The sequence below is a fragment of the Lacrimispora sp. YZC11 genome (assembly GCF_057543815.1).
Genome location: NZ_BAAJYQ010000002.1, coordinates 108545 through 134293, shown reverse-complemented (window position 1 = coordinate 134293; position 25749 = coordinate 108545). Strand labels below are relative to the sequence as shown.

10 protein-coding genes are annotated in these 25749 nt (G+C 44.1%); all 10 read right to left on the bottom strand.

The features are described 5' to 3' along the window. Nucleotides 1-159: 159 nt before the first annotated feature. The gene (locus tag AC27IJ_RS00540; RefSeq protein WP_313153356.1) at nucleotides 160-2073 is read right to left on the bottom strand and encodes a BglG family transcription antiterminator; all 1914 of its coding nucleotides are present in this window, start codon (nucleotides 2071-2073) and stop codon (nucleotides 160-162) included. A gap of 312 nt (nucleotides 2074-2385) precedes the next feature. After that, nucleotides 2386-3462 (bottom strand): peptide chain release factor 1, encoded by a 1077-nt coding sequence (gene prfA, locus AC27IJ_RS00535; RefSeq protein ID WP_312444960.1) that lies wholly within the window; start codon nucleotides 3460-3462, stop codon nucleotides 2386-2388. Between the two features lie 181 nt (nucleotides 3463-3643). Beyond that, nucleotides 3644-4510, bottom strand: coding sequence for a peptide chain release factor N(5)-glutamine methyltransferase (gene prmC, locus AC27IJ_RS00530; protein WP_312444962.1), 867 nt, complete (start codon nucleotides 4508-4510; stop codon nucleotides 3644-3646). Beyond that, nucleotides 4507-5451, bottom strand: a complete 945-nt coding sequence (locus tag AC27IJ_RS00525) for a DUF1385 domain-containing protein (protein WP_312444963.1) — start codon at nucleotides 5449-5451, stop codon at nucleotides 4507-4509. The genes prmC and AC27IJ_RS00525 overlap by 4 nt, the downstream gene beginning before the upstream one ends. A 253-nt stretch (nucleotides 5452-5704) precedes the next feature. Beyond that, nucleotides 5705-5914, bottom strand: a complete 210-nt coding sequence (rpmE, locus tag AC27IJ_RS00520; protein WP_013271164.1) for a 50S ribosomal protein L31 — start codon at nucleotides 5912-5914, stop codon at nucleotides 5705-5707. Nucleotides 5915-6049: 135 nt separating this feature from the next. Then, entirely contained in the window at nucleotides 6050-7666 is a 1617-nt protein-coding gene (gene rho / locus AC27IJ_RS00515; protein ID WP_313256971.1) for a transcription termination factor Rho, read from the bottom strand. 163 nt (nucleotides 7667-7829) lie between these two features. After that, entirely contained in the window at nucleotides 7830-9149 is a 1320-nt protein-coding gene (locus AC27IJ_RS00510; RefSeq protein WP_312444967.1) for a replication-associated recombination protein A, read from the bottom strand. Between the two features lie 148 nt (nucleotides 9150-9297). Continuing rightward, nucleotides 9298-10272 (bottom strand): Gfo/Idh/MocA family protein, encoded by a 975-nt coding sequence (locus AC27IJ_RS00505; protein ID WP_312502765.1) that lies wholly within the window; start codon nucleotides 10270-10272, stop codon nucleotides 9298-9300. 294 nt (nucleotides 10273-10566) lie between these two features. Further along, nucleotides 10567-11622 (bottom strand): hypothetical protein, encoded by a 1056-nt coding sequence (locus AC27IJ_RS00500; RefSeq protein ID WP_487147249.1) that lies wholly within the window; start codon nucleotides 11620-11622, stop codon nucleotides 10567-10569. Further along, nucleotides 11615-25720, bottom strand: coding sequence for a SpaA isopeptide-forming pilin-related protein (locus AC27IJ_RS00495; RefSeq protein WP_487147248.1), 14106 nt, complete (start codon nucleotides 25718-25720; stop codon nucleotides 11615-11617). Before AC27IJ_RS00495 ends, AC27IJ_RS00500 begins: the two co-directional genes overlap by 8 nt. Between the last annotated feature and the right edge of the window lie 29 nt (nucleotides 25721-25749).

The window sequence follows — 25749 nt, the reverse complement described above, 5'->3', positions numbered from 1 at the left end:
ATATCCGCTTTTTCAGTTAAAAACAACGATTTTCGCTTATTTATCGAAGAATCGTACTGACACAAAAAAGACGCATACAAAATGATTATCAGTTTGTACACGTCTTGCTTTATCTTTTACGCCTTTATCTTTTACGCCTTTATCTTTTACGCCTTTCCCTTATACATCCTTTGGAATCTGGGCTTCTATGCTGCTCATGGCTTCTATAAATGCGTCATAATCTTGTTTTTTTACAAGCTCCTGTATTTGTTTCTGGCTTAAAAGAAAGGCCGCCGTCATCTGATAGAATCGCTGCAGTTCTTCACTGGTATGATCCTTATTGGCTATGGACACCAGGAAAACAGCGCGAACCTTCTGCCCTTCCCAGTCCACCGGTTCATCAAGGATTCCAACGCACACAAATGTTTCCTCACTGATGGCCTTATAGACATGGGGCATTGCTACCAGGTTGCCAAAAGCTGTCTTGGCTAACCTCTCCCTCTTTAGCACGGATTCATAAAATTCTTTCGGGAGATTCTTCTTTTCCATAACAAACTGGCACATGCAGCGAAGGACCTCTTCCTTTGTCTGCAGCTTCAGATGAGGCAGAAACATCTCCCGTTCATAGTAATTCCGCACGGAAGATGCCTTATCGGAAGTGAGTACCTTTTTTACATTTACAATGTCTTTGTCATCAAGAAAATATTGTACCTCCAGTATCGGAAGAGGTACGGGAACCGTAATGGGTACGGTCGTAAAGATGTAGTCATATTTTGAAAAATCCACCTTATAAATACTTCCCACATCACATGCGGTGATATCGTTTATATATTCCTTAAACGAATTCTGGTATTTATACTGGAGAAGCTTCGCACTTCCCCGCCCGGAAGAGCATACCAGAAGTATATTCTTTTTCTCTATCTCCGTCTTCTTCCGCTCAAGGGCAAAAGCAAAGGCAAAGGCAAAGTACGCGATCTCATCTTCTGACAAAAGGATATGAAAGTGTTCGTTTATGACTGTTACCGCATTGCATGCCATGGTATAGGAAAGACAGAACTTTTCCTTAACATCCCGAAGAAGAGGATTCTTTAAATCCATATCATATTTGATCCTGATGCTTAAAGGAACCAGATGCTGGCACAATAGCATCCTCAGCTCCAAATCACTGCGGAAATCAAATTTGAACAGATCATACACCCGTTCCAGCATGACGGTTACAAGATCACTGATTTCCTGGGTGATGATGATATTTTGATCCGCTTCATCGGCATGGTATATCATCTTCTTCCCTGCCAGGTGTATGGAGATATAAACGATCTCCGTTTCAGGAAATGTGATGTGGAATGTGGATTCTATCTGTTCAGCAATTTCCTTTGCGATCCGATACTCATACCTGCCGCTCATATTCTTTATCGGCTCCTCAGGCATGGGCACATAATGGCATTCCATGATTCGGCTGATGGCTATGTAGAGATGAACAACAAGGTTCTGATAGGCCGCTCCGGGAATCAGAAAATCGTTCTTTTTAAGAACTTCCGATACACATACCGCAATCTCATCCATGCTCTGATTGCCCTTATGAAGCCGTTTTCCGGAAAAAGACGCGATGCATAATCTGGTCTCAAACTCTCCGCCTTCCAGCTTTATTCCGTAATTGGGTTTTCGAATAACTTTTATATTAAATTTATTAAGGTATTGTTCTACTTCCTTTAAATCTGCGGTCAATGTCCGCTTCGATATATACAGACTGTCACTCAATTCATCCAACTTTACATAAGAAGGGCTGTTGAACAAATATTCCAGCAGGTATTGTATCCGTTCCTCCGATGTATCAGGCAGATATTTATCTGAATGATGTGTGTATAATTCCTGGCTAAAAGAACCAAACTTTTCTTCATCCCATACGTTCAGATAATACCCTACACCGTATTTAGAAAGAATCGAAGCCCCATGGGGCTCCATTTCCTGATTTATCTCTTTCAGCAGATTGCGAATGGTCTTTGTCCCGATACAGATCTGCCCTGCAAGGTCTTCTGCCGTATAGTACTCTCTGTCCGACAAAATATCCAGGATCTGTCTCTTTCGCCTATCCATATATGTTCACTCCTATTTTTCTTGACAGCCTTCATTTATATATGATATCACCTAACTGACTCTATAACTATTTTTATGCATATTAACATAATATCACAGTTTATAAGGGAACTAAATGATTCTTTTTTCCAATTTAAAAGTGGTAATCTCTTCTCACAGAAAGCGGTAACTATTCCGTAACCACATTTGTTAAAAATTAATCATACTACAGAAGTGTAAAAAAATACGGTGGTAAAATCCTTATTTAGACAAAAAACCCCATTCCATCGCGGAATGGGGTAATGACATGTATCTATATTCTCTTCTTAATCCTTACGCCTCTTCATTTAACTTACTTAAGCGCACAGCTTGATCCGCCGCAATGAGAGAATCCAGAAGTTCCTGAATGTCTCCATTCATAATGGAATCAATCTTATAAAGGGTCAGCTTGATCCTGTGATCCGTTACACGGCCCTGAGGGAAATTATAGGTACGGATCTTTTCGGAACGGTCTCCCGTACCGATCTGGCTTCTTCTTTCCTCTGCCTCTGAATTCTGCCTTTTCTCCAGCTCCAAGTCATAAAGCTTGGAACGCAATAACCGAAAAGCCTTTTCCTTATTTTGAAGCTGTGACTTTTCCGTCTGGCTGTAAATCACGATTCCAGTAGGCATGTGAGTAAGACGAACGGCCGAATCGGTAGTATTTACACACTGTCCGCCGTTTCCGGAAGCACGCATAACGTCGATTCTCACATCCTTATCCTCGATCACTACATCAAACTCTTCTGCCTCAGGCATAACTGCCACGGTGGCCGTGGAGGTGTGGATTCTTCCTCCGCTCTCTGTCTCCGGCACCCGCTGTACCCGGTGAACGCCGCTTTCATATTTCATCTTGGAATAAGCGCCCTTGCCTGTAATCATGGCAACCACTTCTTTAAAACCGCCGATCCCATTTTCGTTGACGCTGATCAGCTCTACCTTCCAGCGATGTCCCTCCGCGTAATTTACATACATACGGTACAGCTCGGAAGCGAACAGGGCCGCCTCGTCACCGCCTGCTCCGGCACGGATTTCCAGAATAATATTCTTATCGTCATTAGGGTCCTTAGGTAAAAGTAAAATCTTAAGCTCCTGCTCCAGCGCCTCGATCTGCTTCTTTGCATCGGATAATTCCTCCTTTGCCATCTCCCGCATCTCCTCGTCGCTCTCTTCCTCCAGAAGAGCCAGACTGTCTTCCACGGTCTGCTTTGCCTTCTTATACTGGGTATAAGTCTCTACTAAGTCCGCCAGATCCGCCTGCTCCTTCATCAGCTTCCGAAACCGGTTCTGATCCTCTGCCACGGAAGGATTGTTAAGCTCCTGCATTAATTCTTCATAATGAATTAAAATATCATCTAATCTATCAAACATGGTAACCTCCTGAATTTCCTGGAAAGGACTGTCGTTCACATTGTATCATCAGTCCGCAGTGCAGCCGGTAAAACCTGCGGTTTTACCGGCTCACGGGCATTCGCCCTGTGAAACAGGCCAGGAGAAGATTTTCTTATGTGCAAGCACAACGATAATCTTTTCCTATCCTGTTTCGCACTGCTCATTGCTTTCGTGCACATACCACGCGGTCCAGTCCTGCCGCATCCTTAACCACCCGGATTTCTCCAAAGCCAGCGTCCTTTAACAAACTGCTGACAGCCTCTCCCTGATCATAGCCGATTTCAAAATAAACCGCTCCTTTAGGGACCAGATGAGGGCGGCTTTCCAACGCAAGCCTTCTGTAAAAATACAATCCGTCTTCCTTCCCGTCAAGGGCCAGCATGGGTTCGAAATCCCGGACTTCCGGCTGCAGTCCTTCTATAATTTTCGTTGGAATATAGGGAGGATTTGACACGATCACATCAAATTTTTTCTGTTTCCCGAATGAGGCAAATAAGTCACTTTCTATCAGTGTGACCTTTCCCTCTCCCAAAAGCTTCCCTACATTTCTTTCCGCCATCTTAAGGGCTTCCCTGGAAATATCCACGGCAGTCACACAGTCAAATCCGCCAAGCTTTGCCAGGCTGACAGCAATGCAGCCGCTTCCCGTGCATATATCCAGTACTTCCGGCTTCTTTCCTTTATAATCTTTTAAGACCAGTTCCACCAGAGTTTCCGTATCCTGCCTTGGGATCAGCACATGCTCATTTACCAAAAACTCAAGCCCCATGAACTCCCGGCTTCCTGTAATCTGCTGAAGGGGGACTCTTCTGGAACGTTTCTCTATCATGGAGCGGTATTCCGAAACGGCCTCCAGAGAAAAGTCCTCTTCCGGAAGCCTTCTGTTCCTGTCTATAAGAAAATGTGCCATATCTGTGTGGAACGCCTCAAAAAGTAAGTATCTGGAATCAAGAGAGGCCTCTTCCACCCCTGCCTTTGATAGCTCCGATTCTCCTTCTTCCAATAAACGCTGTAATGTTAAGTTCATGCACTTTTCTCCGGGAAATTCTTGTTAAGAAATGCCCTCCAGTCAAACACAGCCTCAACAGAAGCGATGCCCACCTGGATCATCTCATCATTCGGCTCCTTGGTAGTCAGTCCCTGCATCCACATGCCAGGACGGCTTAATAAATCCACAAGCTTTGAATTACTGCGCCCTGCCAGACGCAAAAATTCATAGGATACTCCGGCGATAAACGGAATCAGTATGATCCTGCTGAGAACCCGGAGAGGCAGCGTTTCCACTCTCACCACCATGAAAAACAGAATACTGATGATCATGACTATAAGGAGAAAGCTGGTACCGCAACGCTTATGTTCTTTCGAACTGTTTCTGACATTTTCCACGGTAAGAGGGAGTCCGTGCTCCAGGCAGTTGATGCACTTATGCTCTGCTCCATGATACATGAAGGTCCGACGGATATCCTCCATACGTGAAACCAGACCGATGTAGGCAATAAAGATTCCGATTCGGATCACGCCTTCCAGAATGGCCATAACCGTCTGGGATTTTATAAAATTCTGGAATATATTAGCAAGAAACATAGGAAGCACCATGAAAATAAGAATAGCCATTACCACAGAAAATGCCATGACTATGCTCATCAATGCCTTTTCCATCTTTTCCCCAAACAACCGCTCCAGCAGCTTTTCAAACCTGGAAGGTTCTAAATCCTCCTCATCGTCCTCAAAAAAGCTGGCAGAAAAGGTCAAAGCCCTCATACCTAACACCATGGAGTCCACAAAGCTGAATATTCCTCTGATAAAAGGCAGGGAAAATAGCTTCACCTTTTCTCCCATGCTTATATAAGTATCCTTTTTCACTTCAATGGTTCCGTCCGGCTTGCGGACTGCTGTGGCATACTCATCCCCGTTTTTCATCATAACGCCTTCAATCACGGCTTGCCCGCCGATTCCTGAATACTTCATACGCCAACCACCTTTCTGTTTAAAATAGAAGCTTTACACTTGTTCAAATCCCAAAAAAGGCTGAGCTAAAGTGTTTCCACCAAACTCAACCTCTTCTTTGCCCCTGATATAATAAGGAAGTTCCATACGCCCAATGAGCACATAGAACGGCTGATTTCCTGAATTCATGAAGGAAGTCCGATTCACCTGGCGGCTCATCGAACGGATAATTTACTAAATTCAGGCTGCACAACCCTTGCCTTCAATAAGTAAATTATGCTTCAGCCTTAACGCCATATTTACGATTGAATTTATCAATACGTCCACGAGCGGAAGCAGCCTTCTGCTGACCGGTGTAGAATGAATGGCATTTAGAACAAACCTCTACGTGGATATCTTCCTTTGTAGAACCAGTTACGAATTCATTACCACAGTTGCAAACAACTTTTGCCTGATAGTAATTTGGATGGATTCCTTCTTTCATGATTTTCACCTCACATACTTTGATTTCTATTATATCGCAGTCCGTAAACCGACTTTGTCTAATAAACAGCTTACACAGTATAACATAAAAAAAAATTTAATGCAAGTATTTATTTCTATAAAAAACCAGTATTATCTAGAAAAAGCGCATTTTTTTGGAGGTTTCCACGAATTCCCTGTTGTTTCTTGTCCTTGAGAATAAGTCCAATATTTTCTCCACGGCATCTTCCGGTTTCAGGGTATTGGTAGCCTTCCTGATGATATCAACCGCTTCCGCTTCTTCTCTGGTTAGCAACAGGTCATCCCTTCTGGTACCGGACTTAAGAATGTCAATGGCAGGGAAAATCCTCTTCTCAGACAACTTCCGGTCAAGAACCAATTCCATGTTGCCGGTTCCCTTAAATTCCTCATAAATAACGTCATCCATACGGCTGCCCGTTTCCACAAGAGCAGTGGCAAGAACAGTAAGGCTGCCTCCCTCTCTCATGTTTCTGGCTGCACCGAAGAATCGCTTAGGCATATGAAGGGCTGCCGGATCCAGACCTCCGGATAAGGTACGGCCGCTTGGCGCCACCGTCAGGTTATAGGCTCTTGCCAGACGGGTAATGCTGTCTAACAGGATCACCACATCCCGGCCATGCTCAACAAGGCGTTTGGCTCTTTCGATCACCATTTCCGACACTCTCTTATGGCGATCCGGAAGCTCGTCAAAGGTGGAGTAGAGCACTTCCACGTTATTTCCGAAAATGGATTCCTTAATATCAGTAACTTCCTCAGGACGCTCATCGATCAATAGGATCATGAGATGGATCTCCGGGTGGTTTACGGATATGGCCTTTGCTACATCCTTAAGCAGGGTGGTTTTTCCTGCCTTTGGCGGGGATACGATCATACCTCTCTGCCCCTTTCCAATCGGAGCTAAAAGGTCCAGGACACGCATGGCCGTGATATTCTTCCCTCCCGTTGTCTCCATATGAAGTCTTTCATCCGGGAATATGGGAATCATATTTTCAAAGTTAGGACGGCGTTCCGCTGCACTGGTGGGGTAGCCGTTGATGTTCTTTACATATAGAAGGGCTGCAAACTTTTCCGTAGCCGTCTTCACTCTGCGGCTTCCGTGAATGATGTCTCCTGTTTTCATGTTAAACCGGCGGATTTGGGAAGGAGCCACATAAACGTCATTTTCACCTGGAAGGTAGTTTTCACAGCGGATAAAGCCAAAGCCATCGGGCATGACCTCTAAAATTCCATGAGCCTCTATACCGCTGTCCAACTCCTGCAATTCAGGACTTGGCTGAAAATCTGCCCTTGGTTCTTCTGGCATTGATTCCTGTCTTGCCTCATTCCTGGCGGAAGGCTCTGTGTTGTTTCCCGGTGCCGGACGGTAGCCTGCAGGCCTTTGCTGGCCTTCCGGACGATAGGAACGGATAACCGTCTTCCTTTGGCCGCCGGCCGCAGACTGCATCTGCTGATCCATATTCATCTGTCCCTGCTGGCTTGCCGAATCCGGCTGAGGCTGGGCCTGAACGGCCGGCTGGGGTGTAGCAGCCTTAAAAACCTCTTTTTTTACTTCCTCCGCCTTTTCTACTGGAACATTCCCAGTCGAAGCAGGAAACGCAGGAGCCCCCTCTCCCTTTTCGCAAAGTAAATCTATAATTTCAGCTTTCCGCATGGAGCTGCATCCCTTAATTCCCTGGGCTTTGGCAAGCTCCTTTAATTCCGCTAACGGCAGTGTTTGTAATTTTTCACGCATATTATTCTCCTTCATGATTCCTTATAACAGTTGTTTCGTAATCTTGGGAATGCTTCACGATAGAATATCGCAACAGATGGCCGGAATGTTATTCCGGCCCAAATCATATTAAATCAGGTCGTACGATACGCCTATTATATACCTTAATATTAAAAAAGAAAAGTTATTTTTTCAGTTCCTTCAAGTGCTCTTTGATTTTACGCTCATAACCATTTTCCGTGGGATGATAGAACGACTTGTCTTCCATCCCATCCGGCAGATACTGCTGTTTTACATAGTTTCCCGGATAATCATGGGCATAGAGATAGCCCTGTCCATGTCCCAGCTTCGCCGCTCCCTTATAATGGGAATCCTGTAAATGAACCGGCACAGGCATGGTTTTCTGATTCCGCACAGTATCCAGAGCCTCAAACACCGCCATGCATGCCGCATTGCTCTTAGGGGCCGAGGCCACATAGGTGACCGCTTCCGCCAGAATGATCTGGGCTTCCGGAAGCCCGATTCTCTCCGCCGCCTGAGCTGCCGCCACTGCAACAACGAGAGCCTGGGGATCCGCATTTCCTACATCCTCTGCTGAGCAGATCATGATTCTTCTGGCAATGAACTTTATATCCTCTCCCGCATAAAGCATCCTGGCCAGATAGTAAACGGCTGCATCCGGGTCCGATCCCCTCATACTTTTTATAAAAGCTGATATGGTATCGTAATGATTGTCTCCTGTCTTGTCATAACGCACCACCCGCTTTTGGATGCACTCCTCGGCCACCTGGAGGCTGATATGGATTTTTCCGTCTGACGGATCCCGGTCCGTAGTCATGACTCCAAGCTCCACCGCATTTAAAGCGGCTCTTGCGTCTCCATTGGAAACATCCGCCAGAAATTCTTCCGCATCCTCGTCAATCACAGCATTATAGGAACCCATTCCCTTATCCCGGTCATATACCGCCCGGTGGATCAGTTTCCTGATATCCTCCTTTTCCAGGGGGTTCAGCTCAAATACCCTGGATCTGGAAAGAAGTGCGCCATTTACCTCAAAATAAGGATTTTCTGTGGTAGCTCCAATAAGGGTCAGCGTCCCATCCTCAACAAACGGAAGAAGATAATCCTGCTGCCCTTTGTTAAAACGATGGATCTCATCCACGAACAAAATGGTCTTTTTCCCATACATTCCCAAGGAATCCTTGGCTTCCTTCACGATCTCTTCCATGTCCTTTTTTCCGGCTACCGTGGCGTTGATCTGCCTGAAATCCCCGCTGGTGCTATTGGCAATCACTCTTGCCAGGGTGGTTTTTCCGGTTCCCGGAGGGCCATAGAAAATCACAGAGCCCAGCTTGTCCGCCTTAATGGCCCGGTAGAGCAATTTATCCCTGCCAATGATATGCTGCTGCCCCACTACCTCCTCAAGTGTCGACGGCCGAAGCCTTGATGCAAGGGGGGACTCCTTTTTCATGGTATTTTCCCTCATATAATCAAACAAATCCATTATTATTCTCCCGTATCTTAAAATCCCTTGAGGAAGAACTTCTTGCAGCCGATCCGAAAGAAGCCTTCCGGCTGTAACAAGAGTATATCCCTGCTTTGATAAAGTGTCAATGATATCCCATTTTCTCGCGCATTTTTAAGGGAATGGGTTATAATTCCTCAGGATACTTCATATTCCAGTCATTCCTTATTTTAGTCATCATATTCATGACATCTACCGTATATTCCAGCCGCATTTCGTCAGTTTCTCCGGAAACAGCTTTCTCCATATCCAGGATTTCATATAACAGGGCATCATCGGTATTTCCTGCTTCTATCACCTCCCGGCGGTTATCCTCCGTATAAGTAATCACTGCCTTGTCAGCCCTGGGATATTCATAAATTTCTATATAGCCTTTGTCAAAAGCCACTGTTCCCCGCTTTGGCTGCTTTGCGTGCAGGGACAGCGAAATGGAAGCCATTTCCTGCTGATTGTTCATTAGCAGGATTCCCGCCTGTTCATCCACACCGCTGGGAGCAAGCTTCACCTGTGACAGGATCTGGTCCGGCGCCTCTGCCATAAACCATCTTGCAAAGGAAATGGCGTATACTCCGATATCCAGCAGGGCTCCGCCGGCAAGGTTAGGGCTGAAAAACCTGTTTTCCATATTATAATCCTTGTAGCTTCCAAAGTTCATCTGAATAAAGCGCAGAGGCCCCAGTTGACCGCTTTGCGCAATTTCCTGCAATTTTTTATAGATCGGCATATGATAAATGGTCATCGCTTCGGCAAGCACCAGGTTGTTTTTCTCCGCAAGACTGACCGCCTCAGCAAGCTCATCCGAATTCAACGTGATAGACTTTTCACACAGTACGTGCTTACCATTCTTTAATGCCTCTTTTAAATAAGTAATATGGGTATTATGGGGTGTTGAAATATAAATAATATCCACATCGTCATCATGAAACATATCATAGACATTATGGTAAACTTTTTCAACCCCGTATGTCTCTGCAAATTTAACTGCATTTTCATAAGTTCTGTTTCCGACCCCAAATAAAGTTTTTCCCTGCTTCTTCATGTTTTCTGCCAGCTGCCTGGCAATTTCTCCACAGCCTAATGTTGCCCAACGATACTCTTTCATACTCATCCTCCTCAATAATCCTGAATTCATCATGCACCCGTCTTTTGCTGCTACTTCACAACTTCTACTATCTAATGCTTATTATGGGCAGTACCTGTCCCTTTGTCAAGTATTGCCGCCAGAGTCTTCTCCTCCGGAACGCAATGTTAATATTTTGTATACTAAAGCCCCTATCTGCTTCAGCATAAAACCTGCCTGGCAAATAGGGGCTGAACCTTGAATTTTTACAGTTGTCCCATGATCCCCTTTACGTTGGGCAGGTTCAGGGAACCATTAACAAGCACAATGGGAATATCATTCTGCATTCCGTTTCCTCTTTGTTCTTTTTTTAACAATGGCTAGTATTATAAATACGATAAGTAAAATTGTAAGGATTGATAAGGTAACGGTATTTGTCAACAGCCACTTTAAAAAATTCCATAATCCAATTCTACCATGCCGTTCGTAGATTGCAGTTGCCTGCTTTCGGTAAATGAGCTGACCTGTTTGATTTTCTGCATCTTCCTCAATATAAGCTCCGTGGTAAATATTGGCGTCTATAGACGGGAAGGTAACATCCCCTCCATAGGTTCCCCTGATATCTTTCACCAGTTTCCTGCCGTAAGCGGTCGCTTTCCGGATCATCTCTCCATCTTTTCGTACAGGATCCCCATCCCATTCGATTCTGGCAATTTTATAGTATTGGGGTGGCAAATTCAAATAATCCAGAAACTGGTCCCCATAGTCTATTAAAGGGGAACGATTAGAAATCTCAGTCTGGCCCAGCATGTATGAATCTCCATCATATCCGGTCACTGTAATGGGAAATGTAAAATTATAATCCCAGTAAGTGCCTTCCTCCTTATAATCAACCGCAGGAAGTCTTACCTTTAATTCCTGCTTTAAATCTTCATATATTACCTTGACCTCCGCATCTTCCGGAAGGGCGTCTATGTATTCCACTCCTTTGTATCGTATGGAAGCTTCTGAATATTTTGTAGTTTCCTCCGTGATCACTTTTGTAAGCTCGCTGGTTTTTAATATATATTTTTTTCCATTTCTCTCTATTGCTTCTTCCGGCGCATATTCCTCAAAACTTCCAACAAAGGGGGCGGAATCATATGTTACAGTATCGCCCGGAGCTATTTCTTCCACTTTATCGATCTGAACAGATTTCAACCGGTATATCATTCCGTCTTTTTCATAGACATCTTTAAACTGGGATCTTCCGTCTTCGTCTTTTATGGTTGTCCTATACTCCTTTTTAATTTCAACAAACATTTCTTCCGCATGTACAATTCCTGCGCACCCGAAACTGAGAGGTGCGGCAAGGAACATGGCAATAAAACCTTTCTTATGCTTATTATTCATCCTTTTTATCTCTTTTTCTCCTTACGATAGCAATGCCGGATATAATACCGGACAGCCCTATTAGTAAAAGCAATCCTCCGTCCAGTCCTATATCGCCTGTTTTAGGCAGCCTGCTCAGCCAGCTCCAGAATCCTCTTCCTTTATAATTGATGATACCAAGGCTGCTTAGATTTGATCGATATGTTGCTGTGATAAAGCCTTTTTTCTTGCCGTATACCGGACTGTTATACATCACAAATTCTCCTGTTGCAGTACCGGCATCCGTTACATAAATAGTCAGGTAGGTATCAGTCTTTCTATATCCTTCCGGGGCTTTTATTTCATGTACCGTAAACTTGCCAACGTGCGGCGGTTGGAATGATAATAGACCGCTTTCATTTGTTATTCCAGTAAATACCGGCATTCCAGCTTCATTTCTGATCTCCAATTCAGCTCCGGCCAATCTTTCCCTGGTTACAGCATCTGCCTTTTGGATCAGCACTTCCTGAGAAGGGTAATTTACAACCGTTATTATACTGTTTTCTGATACCTCACCGTTTTTAATGGTAAAGGAATAGGTATGATCTGCCGCAAGGTAGCCAGGAGCTGCCTTTGTTTCCTTGTAGTTATAGGTTCCGTTTGCCGGGATATCGAATATTGCATATCCATTCTTTCCTGTATCAACGGTCAGGTATAAGCTTCCGTCAGGCCGGTAAATGGAAAATTCCACTCCTTTAATGCCTTGACCCGTTAATGCATCCACCTTATAGAGATGCATTTTATTTAAGTCAGTACTTTGCTTCTTTGAATCTGTCATAGTGACTTCCAATAATTCTGCTGCGTTTGGTACTGTAAATGCTATATCAGCGGAAAGGAAATATCCTGACGGTGCTTTCACTTCATGAAGATAATAAGTTTTTCCTGCTGTTAATCTTCCGGTGATCTCTATAGCCAAATCTGTTGTTTCAAAGTCTGGAATGACTACATTTCTTTGCTGATCCAATACCTGTAAAACAGCTCCTTTTAAAATTTTTCCGGATGTATCTACTTTGATAAGTCGGACCGCAGTGACTTCATTTTTCATCTCGACCATATCAATTCTTCCGTTTTGGCTGACAGTAAAAGATACATCTTTCGCATAAGCATACCCATCTGCAGGGAGGATTTCGTGGAGCCAATAACGCTCTCCTGCTTTTAATTTTGCAATGAGTTCATGAGGTTGTTCCCCAGATATCCATTCCTCCATAATGTTTCCTGTCTTATCTTTTATGCCCATATGATTCCCTGGAAGCTCCTCATTGCCTGTAATCGCTTTTTTTGACAGAATCACATGAGTCGGATTGTCTTTCATAATTACCGTATTCATGACTCCGTTTAAGCTGACAGTAAAGGGAACATCTTCTGCGTAACCGTATCCATCTGCAGGGCTGACTTCGTGGAGCCAGTAATTTCTCCCGGATTCCAGCTGGCCTTTTATTTCTTCAAACTGCTGGCCGGTAGAAAAGATAAGGTCATCTCCGGCCTTTAATCCATTGCCAGCCCTAAGTACCTTGGTTGGGGTTTTATCCTCATTTAAAATTTGAAGGATACTTCCTGGCAATTGGCCGGCGGCATCTGATGAGGTTGCAGTTAAAAGAGAACCGTCGAGTTTTTTAATCAGAATCTCTGTTTTCTTATCTTTCATAATTACCGTGATTGCTCCTGGTTCCTTGGGAACGGTGAAGGTTACCTTCTTGCTAAAGGCGAAACCGGCCGGCGGTTCTTCTTCCACCAATTCATAGTCAGCTCCGGCAGTTAATAGCCCCTTTAAAAGATATGGTTTTCCCTCTGGTGTAAAGGTCTTAATAACAGTGCCAGTTTCTTTTTCCCGAATAGAAAAACGTCCTCCGGTTAAAAGCTCACCCGTTTCCTCATCTACCTTTTTGATTTCTACTTCTGTCATTTTATCCTGCATGATAATGGTTTCCGGGATTCCGCTATCCTCTGCCGTGAAGCGGATCTCTTTTTCATAGGCATAACCTTCCGGGGAGCGTTCTTCCTTTATGATGTAGTGCTTTCCTGGTGTAATGAACTCTGCCGGAATGGAAACCTTCTCTCCTTTCTCTTTGGTAAATTCATGGATCACTGTTCCTGTTTCTCCGTCTATAAGGCTGTAGATTCCTCCAATAAGTTCTTCTCCGGTTCCTGCATCCATTTTGTTAAAATATAAATGTACCGGCCGATCCTCCATATCCACGTTATCAACCATACCGGTAACATTTAACTGAAATCTGTATACTCCACTTGTAAGGCTGCTTCCGTCACTGTACGTTGTGGTTTCCGTGATCCGGTAGCTTCCTCCTGCCGTCAGGATCTCCCGGATTGTTTCATTATTCCGGTTGTTTTTAAATACTGCGCTCTGTATGACCTTTGAGACCTCTCCTGTTATCGTTCCTCCTTCTGTTTGCTCGGTAGAGCGTAGCACACTGTCATAGCCATCTTTTGGCTCCTGTGCGATCTCATATCTGGTCCCGTAGGGCAGCCTGTCAAAGATAATAAAACCATCACCGGTTATCGTAATATTTCCTTCTCCTTTGATCCGTCCCTCCGATGAACCGCAGTATGCCTGGTATCCGGTTAAGGTTTTTCCAGCAGCGTCCATAAGCCTTACATGGAAGATAAATTCGTCAGCCTGATCCTTTCCGGTACCAGTCAGCTTGTTTATGATGGTAATGGAACCATCCGAAGCAATGGGATTGATGAGAACAGTACGCTTTGTTACTGCCTCCACCTTTGTTTCAAAATACGCCTTTGTCTGCGTTCCTGTTTCACCATTGACCACTGCCACCAGGTCTACAGTATCGCTTTCATGGGCGGCGATATCCGTAATGTCCCAGGTAACAATTCCGTTTTCCTCTACTCCGTAATCTGTGGATCTTAAATAATCAAGCCCATCTTTAAGGACCGCCTTGATCCGGACATCTGCCGGATGGTTGTAAGGATTGGTATAGGAAACCGTGTATTTTATGACACTTCCAGTTTTTACTGCACTGTGATCCGCTCCTACGCTGCTTGTTATTTGTACTATAGGGACTTCCCTGGTAACTGGATTCTTGATGGTATAATCATGGTTGTCCTCATTGACAGTCCAGCTTGCAAGGACGTTTCCTTCTACATCGGCCAGCTCTTGTCTGGTTTCCAGATAAGTTCTGGAAGGAATAGTGCAGGATCCGTTTTCACCAAAATAAATCCGTTTCGTTTCCTTAAAGGACTTTTTCATCCTGCCATCGGAGTACTTTGTATACTCGGTAATCTCATATAGATGACCGTTTATGATGCCCTCCTCTGCTGTTACGGACTGGCCGCTTCCTGTTCCAATAAAGGGAGGAAGCTCGGTTCCTGCGTCTAAGTCTTTTAATACGGTATATACTTTTACAGGGACTCTTGCGGTGACAGTCAGGGCATCAATAGCGCCATTGTCACTGGCCAGCTTTAAAATACTAAAATCATTTGATACATTCCGGATTCCCGTTCCAGCTTTATTTAAGGTAAAGATTACTAGCTTTGAAAGGGCATATCCTGCTGGGGCTTTTAGCTCTTCCATGATGTAAACCCGGTTCGCTGACAGCTTTTTTGTCAGGGTAAAGCCGTCCGGTCCGGAAACGAAAGTCTCAATGGCTTCTCCATTCTTTTGGTACTCTCCATCAATGACCACTGCCTCATACACAGCTATTTCTGCACCTTCCACAGCCATCCCATTATCAAAATTTGTCTTTTTAAATTGAATTTTTGTTGGTTGGTTCTCAATTTCACAGGTATAAAGTACTTCTTTTCCGATCCCTTTCCCATCAAACTGGAACTTCTTCATTCCTTCGGAGATCTGGTAAAAGTCCGGTGGGGAAATTTCTTCAATGGCATAAGTGAAAGGTTTTATGGTTCCGTCTGTATGCACCATACCCACCGGAAGTCCGGTTATTTCCGCCTTTCCATCTGTGCCGGTTGCCATGTACCAGACAGCCCCGGTACCCTTGCTCGTTACCTTAAACCGGGCGTTTTCCAGTCCTTCTCCGGTATCGGATGCTTTCTTTTTGATTTCCAGCTTCCCAACGGTTGGGGTATTGACCACCCGATAAACAGGGATTTTTTCTGCTCCTACGGTGATTTTTACTGGCTCGGCTTTCTGCATATAGGCTGGAGGCGTAAGTTCTGCGATATAATAGGTCCCATAAGGGGTTTTATCAATCCGATGAGGCTTTAAATCTCCTACAGAAAATCCTTCCGGGATGTCGCCGTTAAATCTATCATTTTCCGTATATCTTCCGTCTAATCCGGATATCCAGGTTTCTATGAGATGAGCTTCATCTTCCACAAAGTTTCCGGCTTCATCGGCCCGGTAAAGGACCAGTTCTGCGTCCTCTGCGGCATACTCATTTGTTCCGTCCGTTACCACCTTCAAGACATTGATGTACTTTTCCTCGTTTTCAAAGCTGAATCTCTGCACAGCCCCGGTTTCGGTCAAGGTAAGGGCCTTGGGGTCCGCTGTTTCAAAACCAACCGGCGTTTTTTCTTCCACCAGGGCGTAATTTCCTACCATCTTCCCGTCTTTTACTGCATTAAAGGGTAAATAATCAACCCGGTGCATTCCCTCTAAAGTATCGTAGCTCTTAATCCCTCCTGATACTTCGTAATTAAACTGATACTCAAAATTCAAGGGGAGCTTTCCGCCCGGATCAAGTGCACCATTCTTTACATTCCGGTAAATGGTAATCCGGACTTTTTTTCCGGTATCAGTGACCCAAGTCTGTATGGTACCTTCTCCCTTTCCAGTCTGGAGACTTTCGCTGCGCTCTGCCGTCCGTTCCCCACCTTTTGTGTACCATGTGAGGGAGATAAGGCCCTCCCCTTTCTCTTGGTAAGCTGCTTCAAAGTCTGTGATAAAACTGGACTGATTTTCTGCCAGGCCAAGGAGATCCTTTATGCGGTCTATAAAACCAGTACTTTTTTCTGTTTTATCTGTATACTCGGTCAAGTCATCGGTTGTCCACCCTACTACTCTCTTTTCCTCGTCATATACTGGCATCCCTCCATCCATCAAAATATTTCCGTCTTTATCTGATTTTGCTTCATATAGAGCCAGGCCAGCTGCATGGCTGTTAGGAAGCTGCACCTTTTTTCCGGTGCTATCCTCATAATACTTATAGATTTCCAGCTTGGTATGGTCGTTCTTTAGATTTACAGTCTGTACTTCTCCGGTAGCATTTACCGTAAGTTCCATGGAGCTTCGGACATAGCCACTAGCTGCTTCTATCTCCTCTAGGATATAATCCCCAGCAGGGATTCCCTCAAAGTATTTCGGGGTCCCATCTGTGATCCAGTCGGCCACGATTCTCACCGGAGCATTATCAGCGGTATTTTCTACCGTCCATTCTGCCGGTTTACTTTCTGCCCTTATAAAATAGTAGCCTTTCGGATAGGTTACGCTGTCCGTGGTATAAACCCGCTTTGCTTTATAGAGTGTCAAATGCGCCCCGGAAACCTGACCATAACTGTAGGCTCCCTTCGGTTCCGTGATCATAAGTTCATCTTGATAATCGCTGAGTACATCAATCCGGTACTGATCTGGTGCATCGGTCTTTACGATTTCCACCTTGATCTTCTCATCCTCCATACCAGACTTTTGGATTTCCCTGGTTTCCATAACGGTAACACCTTCCGGGAAGCCCTTGGTATAGCCTGAAGGAGCTTTCAACTCCTCCATTATGTAGGTCCCTGGAATTACTCGTTTAACCATATCAGCCTGTCCTACAGTCATATCTGCTTTAAATGGATCATTGGGGTATTTCTCTCCGGTAGTCCAGGTGTTTTCCATAATCCAGGATTCTCCCTGGCGGTGATAAAGCTTCTTATCGTCCGTGATATTTTCTTCCATCCCGACATCTTCCATGGTGGTTTTGTTATTGATCTTGTAGGCAGCGTTGTTATAGGCCGGAAGAAGGTCATCGTATTTGTAACGGACGTAATCACCGTCTATGTCATAGATAGGATCACCCTTTTTATAAGTTGCAGCTGATCTCTGGTAATATTCTGGTAGGCCATGGCCGTTCAGGACAGGATTCATGTTTTTATTAAAACGATTTCCGTTATAAGTCCCTGTGATGTATTCCTGATCAGTATCGGCGTTGATGGTAGCAATTCTCCAAGTTTTAATTTTTTCCCTGGCAATAACCGCTCCGGTATTTGTCCGAGACACCTTTACCGGCCATATCAGGATTTTTTCTCCTTCTTTGGCATAGGCCATGCCGGTGGTTGGATCTACATACGCATCACGGTTTCCATTGCTGTCAAGGTGATAGAGGATGGTACCTGGACTTAAGGTGATCTTTTTGTCTAATAAAGAATATTTTGCCGTAGTTAAATCTCCGCCGGTCAATTCAAAGACAGGCTGACCGGCTTTCAGCACGTAGATGGATTCCCGGTTTTTCGCCTGCACCCGGTTCCCATTTCGGTCATAACCGTAATGCTTTCCGTCTGCTCCGGTTTCCGTTATCTTTAGCTCACCAAGGGAATAGAAAAAAATATCCGTATCCCCTCGCTCTATCGTCCGGTAAGTCCAGGTTCCTTCTCCTGGCTCTCCGTTTAAACTTCCTTCCTCATCCTCCTCTCGGATAAATTCAATGGTAGTTCCAGCGTATCCCGTTAATACCTGTATCTTTTGGACGTTGTTGTTGCGGTCCCTTTCTACCTTCACACCATCATATCCATAATCACCACTATCCCCGTTTTCCTTGATTTCTATGGCATCATAAAGCGTCATTTGTGCCCCGGCCACGTAGCGGTTATTATCGTCTGCGGTATCTAATGGCCTGGATATCAGTCCATAACCTGCAAACACGCCATCTATATAGACTGGCTCTGCATCCTCTCCAGCGGCCTTTCTGGATTCTAAGTATTCCAGGGTACCTTTGTACCAGCCATAGCCTAAGTAAGTTCCGTTCTTGTAAGCCAATTCCAAGTTTTCTGTTCCATACTTCTGTTTTAGTTCCAGCTCTGTCCCTTCTAGCCTGGTGTCGGTTTTGTATGTGACCTTCTGTTCAGAGTCCTTGATTTTGGATACCTCCAAGCGTACCGGGGTATTTCCTACATAGATTCTGGCCATGTCTACGGTTGACACATCCCCTGTCTGATCCTCATATATAGCTGCCGCCACCCGGTTATCCCGGTTTCCATCCAGGTAATAGGTGATTCTGTCGGAATAAATTTCTATGGCTACTGCCTCTGTCCTAACATATCCAGCTGGAGGCTTAATTTCACATAGGACATAGGTCCCGGATCCAAGAGGCTGTGGAGTAATTAAATATCCGGTATTCTGATCCTGGTAGGTGGTTTTTGTTAGATCCTCTTCCTTGGCCTGAAGGCCGTCCCTGGTGATTGTAAAGGCTTCAAACTGTCCGGTCCTTCTTCCTTCCTGATCGGAAAGTATCACTTGTTCTGATTCCTTACATATGGGTGTTCCTGCCGGGACAGTTCCCCTCCAGGCATTCCCTTCCAGGGTAATATTTTTGGCTCCCATAGCTTCTAAAAATTCTTTTGATCCTTCGATTCGGGTATCCGTTTCATAAAACTTCACCAGGCCGTCCGCATTTTCCCCATCCTCCCTGGATGCTGCATAAAGGGCAAACAAAGCACCGTCATGGAGAAGGTTTTCCCCTGTTTCTGAATCCAGCTTTTCAATCCTCAGCTTTGCTTTGTAAAAACTGTTTCGAAACTTCGTATACCCAAAGCCTTTATATGAACTCTCTCCATTTGGTGAAAGGGCGCTGTCTGCTATCTCTGTAACTGCATTGTCAGAGGCCACGACCGTCCACGGCACAAGCATAGGGGCATATTTTCCATCATACGCAATCTGTACACCTTGCATGGTCGTCACATTATCTTTGTACTGGATTCCAGCATCATTGCTCTCTGTAATGGTTCCCCCTGGGAATGGAACATCATTTGCAATACCTTTGTTTTCTGTCACGGAACTGTAACGGTAGTATTTTGATACCGCTTCTCTTCCGCTTAAGCCCTCAGACAGGTAATAGGGAACATTTCCAGTGGTCCGGTTGTCCTGCTCATTGTAGTAGTTTTTATATGGCTTGAATCCGTTCTGGCTCAGTGCAAAATAGTCTCCTGATCCTGTCCCCGTTGCACCGTTTCTGATGTTGTCAATGTCCATGCCATACTTATAAACTTCAAAGTCACCCTCCGCATTCCTGCCCTTGATTATGTTTATACTCTCCTCATTGAAACGGATCTTGAATTTACTCTCCATATCTGGCTGTGTTATGCTGGCAGAATAATTGTAATAATTATTAGTCACCTCCGGTGTAGCCTGGGAGCCATCATAATCCGCATATACCGACGGGAGAAAGACTTCTCTTGGCTTATCAATCTGGTAATGTTTGTTCTTTAAATCCCCCAGATTACTGAACTTCGGCTGCTGTTCTGCCACTACATAGGTTCCGTATGGCAGATATTTCGATGTGGCGAAATAATAACCGTCGCTGCTTCCGGAAACGTCTCCGTAAAGCGTATCAGCTGAAAGTGTTGTGAGATCTGTATCTGAGCCACCGTCCTGTGCACTGTCCCATTCAATGGAATAAATCCGGTCAAGGTCATGTGCAAAGAAGGGTTTTAAATAGTTTTCTGCCTTTCGTATAGCTTCTGAAAGGGCTTTGTCGTAAACTTCATCGGAATAAGCATTGCCATCTGTGGCGCTTTCCGTTTCTCCGGCCTGATTTTTTTTCACCATCTTTGCCACTTCGTCATCCAGATACCAAGTAATTGCAAACTGGCGAACGTTATCAGAACGTAGGGCATTATCTGCAGCTATATCCGATGTGTTGCTATGATTCATAATTTCTGGATTATTGTGTACCGCTGGATACTGCTTTTCTGCCCCGCTTGTTCCGAATAGGAGCTTCTTTAGTAAGGCAAAGGGCTTAAAGGATGAGCTGCCGTTTTCTGTACGGTCCCACTTATCATCATTGGCCACAATTATGGCATCGAAGAACTTGTCATAATTGTAAAAAGAAACGATTCTTGCACCAGCACTGCTATCCGCCTTTGCCGATATAGTTTCCAGTACGGAAGTATAGCCGTTATTCTGGTTTCCGATAATAAAACCATTCGTATAACTGTACAAGGTGTTATTACTTACGATTGCATCCTCTGAGTCTTTATATAAAGGAGAGGTGACGTGCTGCACTTTTGTGAAAACCTTGTTTACCAGAGCCGGGAATTTCTCATTTTGATCAATCACATTAATTTCATTCCCCAGCCTGTCCTGCCAGATTACATTTCCATCATTGTCACGGTAAAGTCGTTCCAGGTTTGATTTTAGGTACACCTTAAAGCGGAAGTTATCCATCTTCTTGGCCACTGTGTCCCTTCCAAGTCGCCCGCCAAAGGTTCTGGTAAACCAGTCATCATGGACTTCAGCATAGGAGTTGGTGTTGTCGTATGTTTTTTCATCAATGGTCTTTGTTACCTTAATCTGCTGTCCGATGATACGTTCCAGCACAGGGGTTGGTGTTTCTCTTGTATTTCCGTCCTCAAGCAGATCTTGATATCCATTGCAAATCAAATGCTGATTCTTAATGAAAGTCTTATTCGAATCAAATTCTACGGAAGTAGAGACTCCTGCACCTGCTCCGGAAACACGGATTACATATTCTGCATTGGATATGCTGGCCCCGGCCGTATACCCCCACACATTATTTGAACCGATCTTACTTATATCTTCATTTGTTACAACGGTCTTTCCATTATTAAGTGCGATTGTAAAGTTACCTGATTTTACTCCGGTAAGGTCCATATCTTTTGAGCCAACATGAATGATGTACTGCTTTGCAACCTTGTCATAGTAATAATAGGTGCTGCCCACCCGGTCAGCCACTTCTTCCATGGAATTAACCTTTGGTATTTTAGAAGAGCTTACATTCTCCTCATTTACAATGACCTCTTTGTAATTCGGCTCCCAGACTTTCCTGGTTACGGGAGTATGGCCTAAGTAAGTGTCGCCATTTAAATACCAGTAATCGTAAAGGGTTTCTCCTGCAGCATAACGGAGGTATCTCTCGATATCTGTCGGGTACATGGTTTTGTCCGTTGGGATTCCATCATCACCCACTTCATAATCTGGTGTCACGTTGATTATATATTTGCCTGTATTACCAACTTCTGCGGCATTTAATTCATTCCCTGTATACTTTCTAATGACATATCTTCCGTAGGTTGTATTCAGCTTTGTTAAGTAAGCAGCAACAATGTCACCTCTGGAATTTGTCTGATACAGTAAGGTTCTCCCCGGATTCATTTCTACAACGACCGTTACAATGGCTTTTCCGCCACTGTATTCAATTTTTTGAAGTCCGCCATAGGTGAATACCTTTTCGTTGATGTAATAGTTTAAAATTGCTTCGATAATTGACTTATTAGTCGTGACATTATCGATCTCAAGAACCATCTCCGGTTTGCCATAAACAGTTTTACCATTCACAGTCCGGTTCTCATCATAGATAGGGGCATCTACCGTGGAATAATCACCATCTTTCGGAGTTTCCATATGGAGAGAGTTACGCATCATCTGCTCCAATTCGGCTTTTACATATTTCACGTTGCTATCTGAGCTCGTAAAAGTGCTGGTAAACTTTGCAGGATCACTGGCCGTAGCTGTTCCTTCCGTAGGAAGTTTATCTGCTTCAGTTCCGACTGCTTCGTATGGAATTTTTATACTTGCAGTAACCCCTGGTTTCTCAATCATGTATCCATTGATGTCACGCTTATAAACAGAGTCTGATTCTGCCGTCAGATAAAAAGGTGCTTCCTCTGCATCAACATACGTTCCTCCATCTACTTGCTGGATCACTACAGGTTTCAATGTAACGTTATTGAGATAAACATCTGCTCCTTCCGGAATCCCGTCAAGCACTACATTATAGCCATTTGTGGCATCCTTTGATTTTGTTTCAAGAAGAAGTAAGTTCTCCTTATTTCCATAAGCCTCATTTCCCTCCGGGAAAGTAACTGCATTATATAGCTGCTTTGATATCCATGCAGATCCTACCGGAGCTACCTTTGCATCAGCCGTGTCACCATAGGACCCACGGGTACTTTTTTCTGCATTCGTAACCTCCATATCCTTTCCGGTAATGGAAAGTTCATATCCTTCGGAACGGGAAAGCTCTTTGATATAGTAATTACCAAGAAGCAAAGGTCTTCCGATCCAGCTGTCCCCATTCATGGTCTTATTATCTTTGTAGATACGGCCCTTTTCTTCCTGCGGCTGAGCCTTTTCATATCCGTCCTTTACATACAGGTTCTCCGGATACCCTTTTCCGGTGTACTGGATCTTTCCTGCTTTATAATTATAGATACTATGAGGTCTTTCCGTTATCGTTAAGAAGGAACCTTCCCCATTTTTATCTGTGGCTGCGACTGCGACAAGATCATTTGCATCAAATACCACTCCGATACCGGATGTTACATTTCCACTGTCATCCCGTTGTGTATCTGGTCCGTAAATAGGATCTGCCACAAACAAACCGTATACCGCACCTTCTAAGGTTACATCTCCCTGGGAATCTCCATAGGAATCATAATTTCCAGACTCCCCAGCCTTTAATTCCATATCTTTCTTATTGAAATGAACCTGTCCTGGTACACGGTGATCGTATACTTTAAAGGTATGGGCCGTATTATTACTCGGTCCTTTTACTACTTCCGGTTGGCTGTCCTCTTCTCCTTCTTCAATCCCCTTGGAAGCTCTGCTGAGAGCACTGGTACCAAGTATTGTTGTCATAACTAGTTCTTCATCAGTATTTTCTGCCAAAAGACTAATTTGCCTTATTCCTCTTTCTTCCTTAGGAATAGATGCTTCAGAGTCTGTTGCCAGGTTATTATTTTTTTTTGCTAATGCAGAGCTTAATGAAAGGTTCATAAAGTTTTTCCTAGCCTGTGATGGAGTAGCATCATCATCGAAATACTCATCCGGAAATTCTTCTTCCTCTTCCGCATCAAACTCCTCATCATATAATTCTTCATCATCCTTAGCAGTAAGTTTAACGGTTATCTCCTTTTCCTCTGCAAAGGCAGTAGGAAGCCCTATAAACTTAAGTAATTTGTTGATGATTCTATCTCCCAATGGGAGGTCATAGGTTTCTTTCATGATTAAATCTCCGCTTTCCTCAGGAGCTTCAGCATATGTAGACGGACTTGCGACATTGGTATCATTATCATCAAGTAAGAATTCACTTTCATCTAACAGGTTGGAATCCTCTAATCCAGGAATTTCCACGTTAGCTGCAAAGCTCCGCATTGCTAATCCTGAAAAGCCCTCGATGTCACTTGAGCCGCCCTTTGTCAGGTTACGGACATATCCACTAACTCTGATATCTGCATTACTGGCACTTTTCCACTTTTTAGCCTTTCCGGATTCAGATGCCGCTGTCGTGATGATTTCAATCGGAACATCATCCGGATGTCCCGGATCATGAATGATATAGCCATCCCTTGGCTTGGTTTCCCTGAACGTGTAGTCATACTCAAGATTAATAAAGGTTTGATAAGCATTATCTCTTGCATCTTTACAGCCTGATGCTTCAAAAGCTTCATCCTCAGACGGCTCCTCTTCACTACCGCATTCCCAGTGATGGAATGTTCCTCCACTGGCTGTCGCACGTGCTTCACATTCGTCTACTGCCGCTTGCCATACCTCCATTAATCTTTCATACTCTTCTGCCGCTTCATCGGCTTCACCGCTCCCTTCCTCTCCTTCTCCACCTTCCGATTCATCAATTTGCGGTTCCGGGGGAATTGGATGGCCATTGCAATAGGCATGACCAAAATCGTAAAAGCGGGTATCTTTATGTGAAACTCGCCCACTGGCATCAGTTACCAGGTCATCGTCAAACACCAGCCAATCCTGCCAGGTTGTTGGGTCTTCTCTCATGTTATCTTCGATGATTCCACCATCTGATTCATCATCATTTAACTGACTATCATCGAAATGTTCCAAAACCTGCCATGTAGAACCCTGTAAAGGATTACCTGTTTCGTAATCTCTTTTTTCCAGTTCAACTTTATAATTAGATTCAAAGGTTTCGTTGTGCTGGTAAACTTTTAATGATATCTCTCCAACATCGCCAGGTGTCGGATTAGGTGCATTTGCGCTGTATTTTGTCGTGAGATAAAATTCACAGTTTTTCTCTAATACATTTCCTTTTGCCCGATAAAGCTGCTGGGAACCTGGAACATTACATTGAAAATACTCCAAGGTGCCTGTAACTTCCAGTACCCTAAAAATTGTTGGATTATAACTAATCTTCATAACAGCTTCGGTTGGTTTTTGCCCAGCTGGAGCGTTAGGATAGCTCCAGGTAAGATTCTGTCCTTCCGTGTTAATGACCAGACCTGGAGTTACAGCGTCAATACTGCAATATTTCTTAAATGTTTCCCAATCTGTAAGGCCAGTTAATTCATACAACTTTGTTGTATCTATCTGCCCGGGTCCACTCCTCAAATCATTGATATACATGGCCTTACTCTCGGAATTATATTTACCGACCAACTCAAGGATATCCTTTGGGTTTTTACAACCAGCGGGGATGTTTTCCAACGACATAAAACCGTCATTTGCATAGCTTTCTACCTTGTCCGACCCACCATTACTCTTTCCTTTCGACCATGCTACATCTCTTGCTTCTTCCGGGCTAATATGACCAAATTTATCAGTAAGAGAAAGATTTCCATCATGACTATCAAACCCAAATATATATGCCCAGAATAGCCTTTTTTGTTCTATGGTTCCTTTGTAATAATCAATATCTGCGTCAATCTTAGAATAATCGTAATTGCTATACGCCGAGGCTCCTGGGTTCATACATAAAAACCATTTATCCCTATTATCACCGGGAGCCCTTCCCATAAGATACGGATGTCCAGCTTGTCCTAAACTGACAAACTTCAAACTAAAGCCCCAGGAATTAAAGATACCAGGCGGTAAATAGGTAAATATAGGTGTCAACAATAAGACTATTGCAAGTAGCGTAGCAATTTTCTGATTTAATTTTGTACCTCTCTTCCAACTTCTGATCATCTATTCTCCTTATTATTATTATTTCTAAT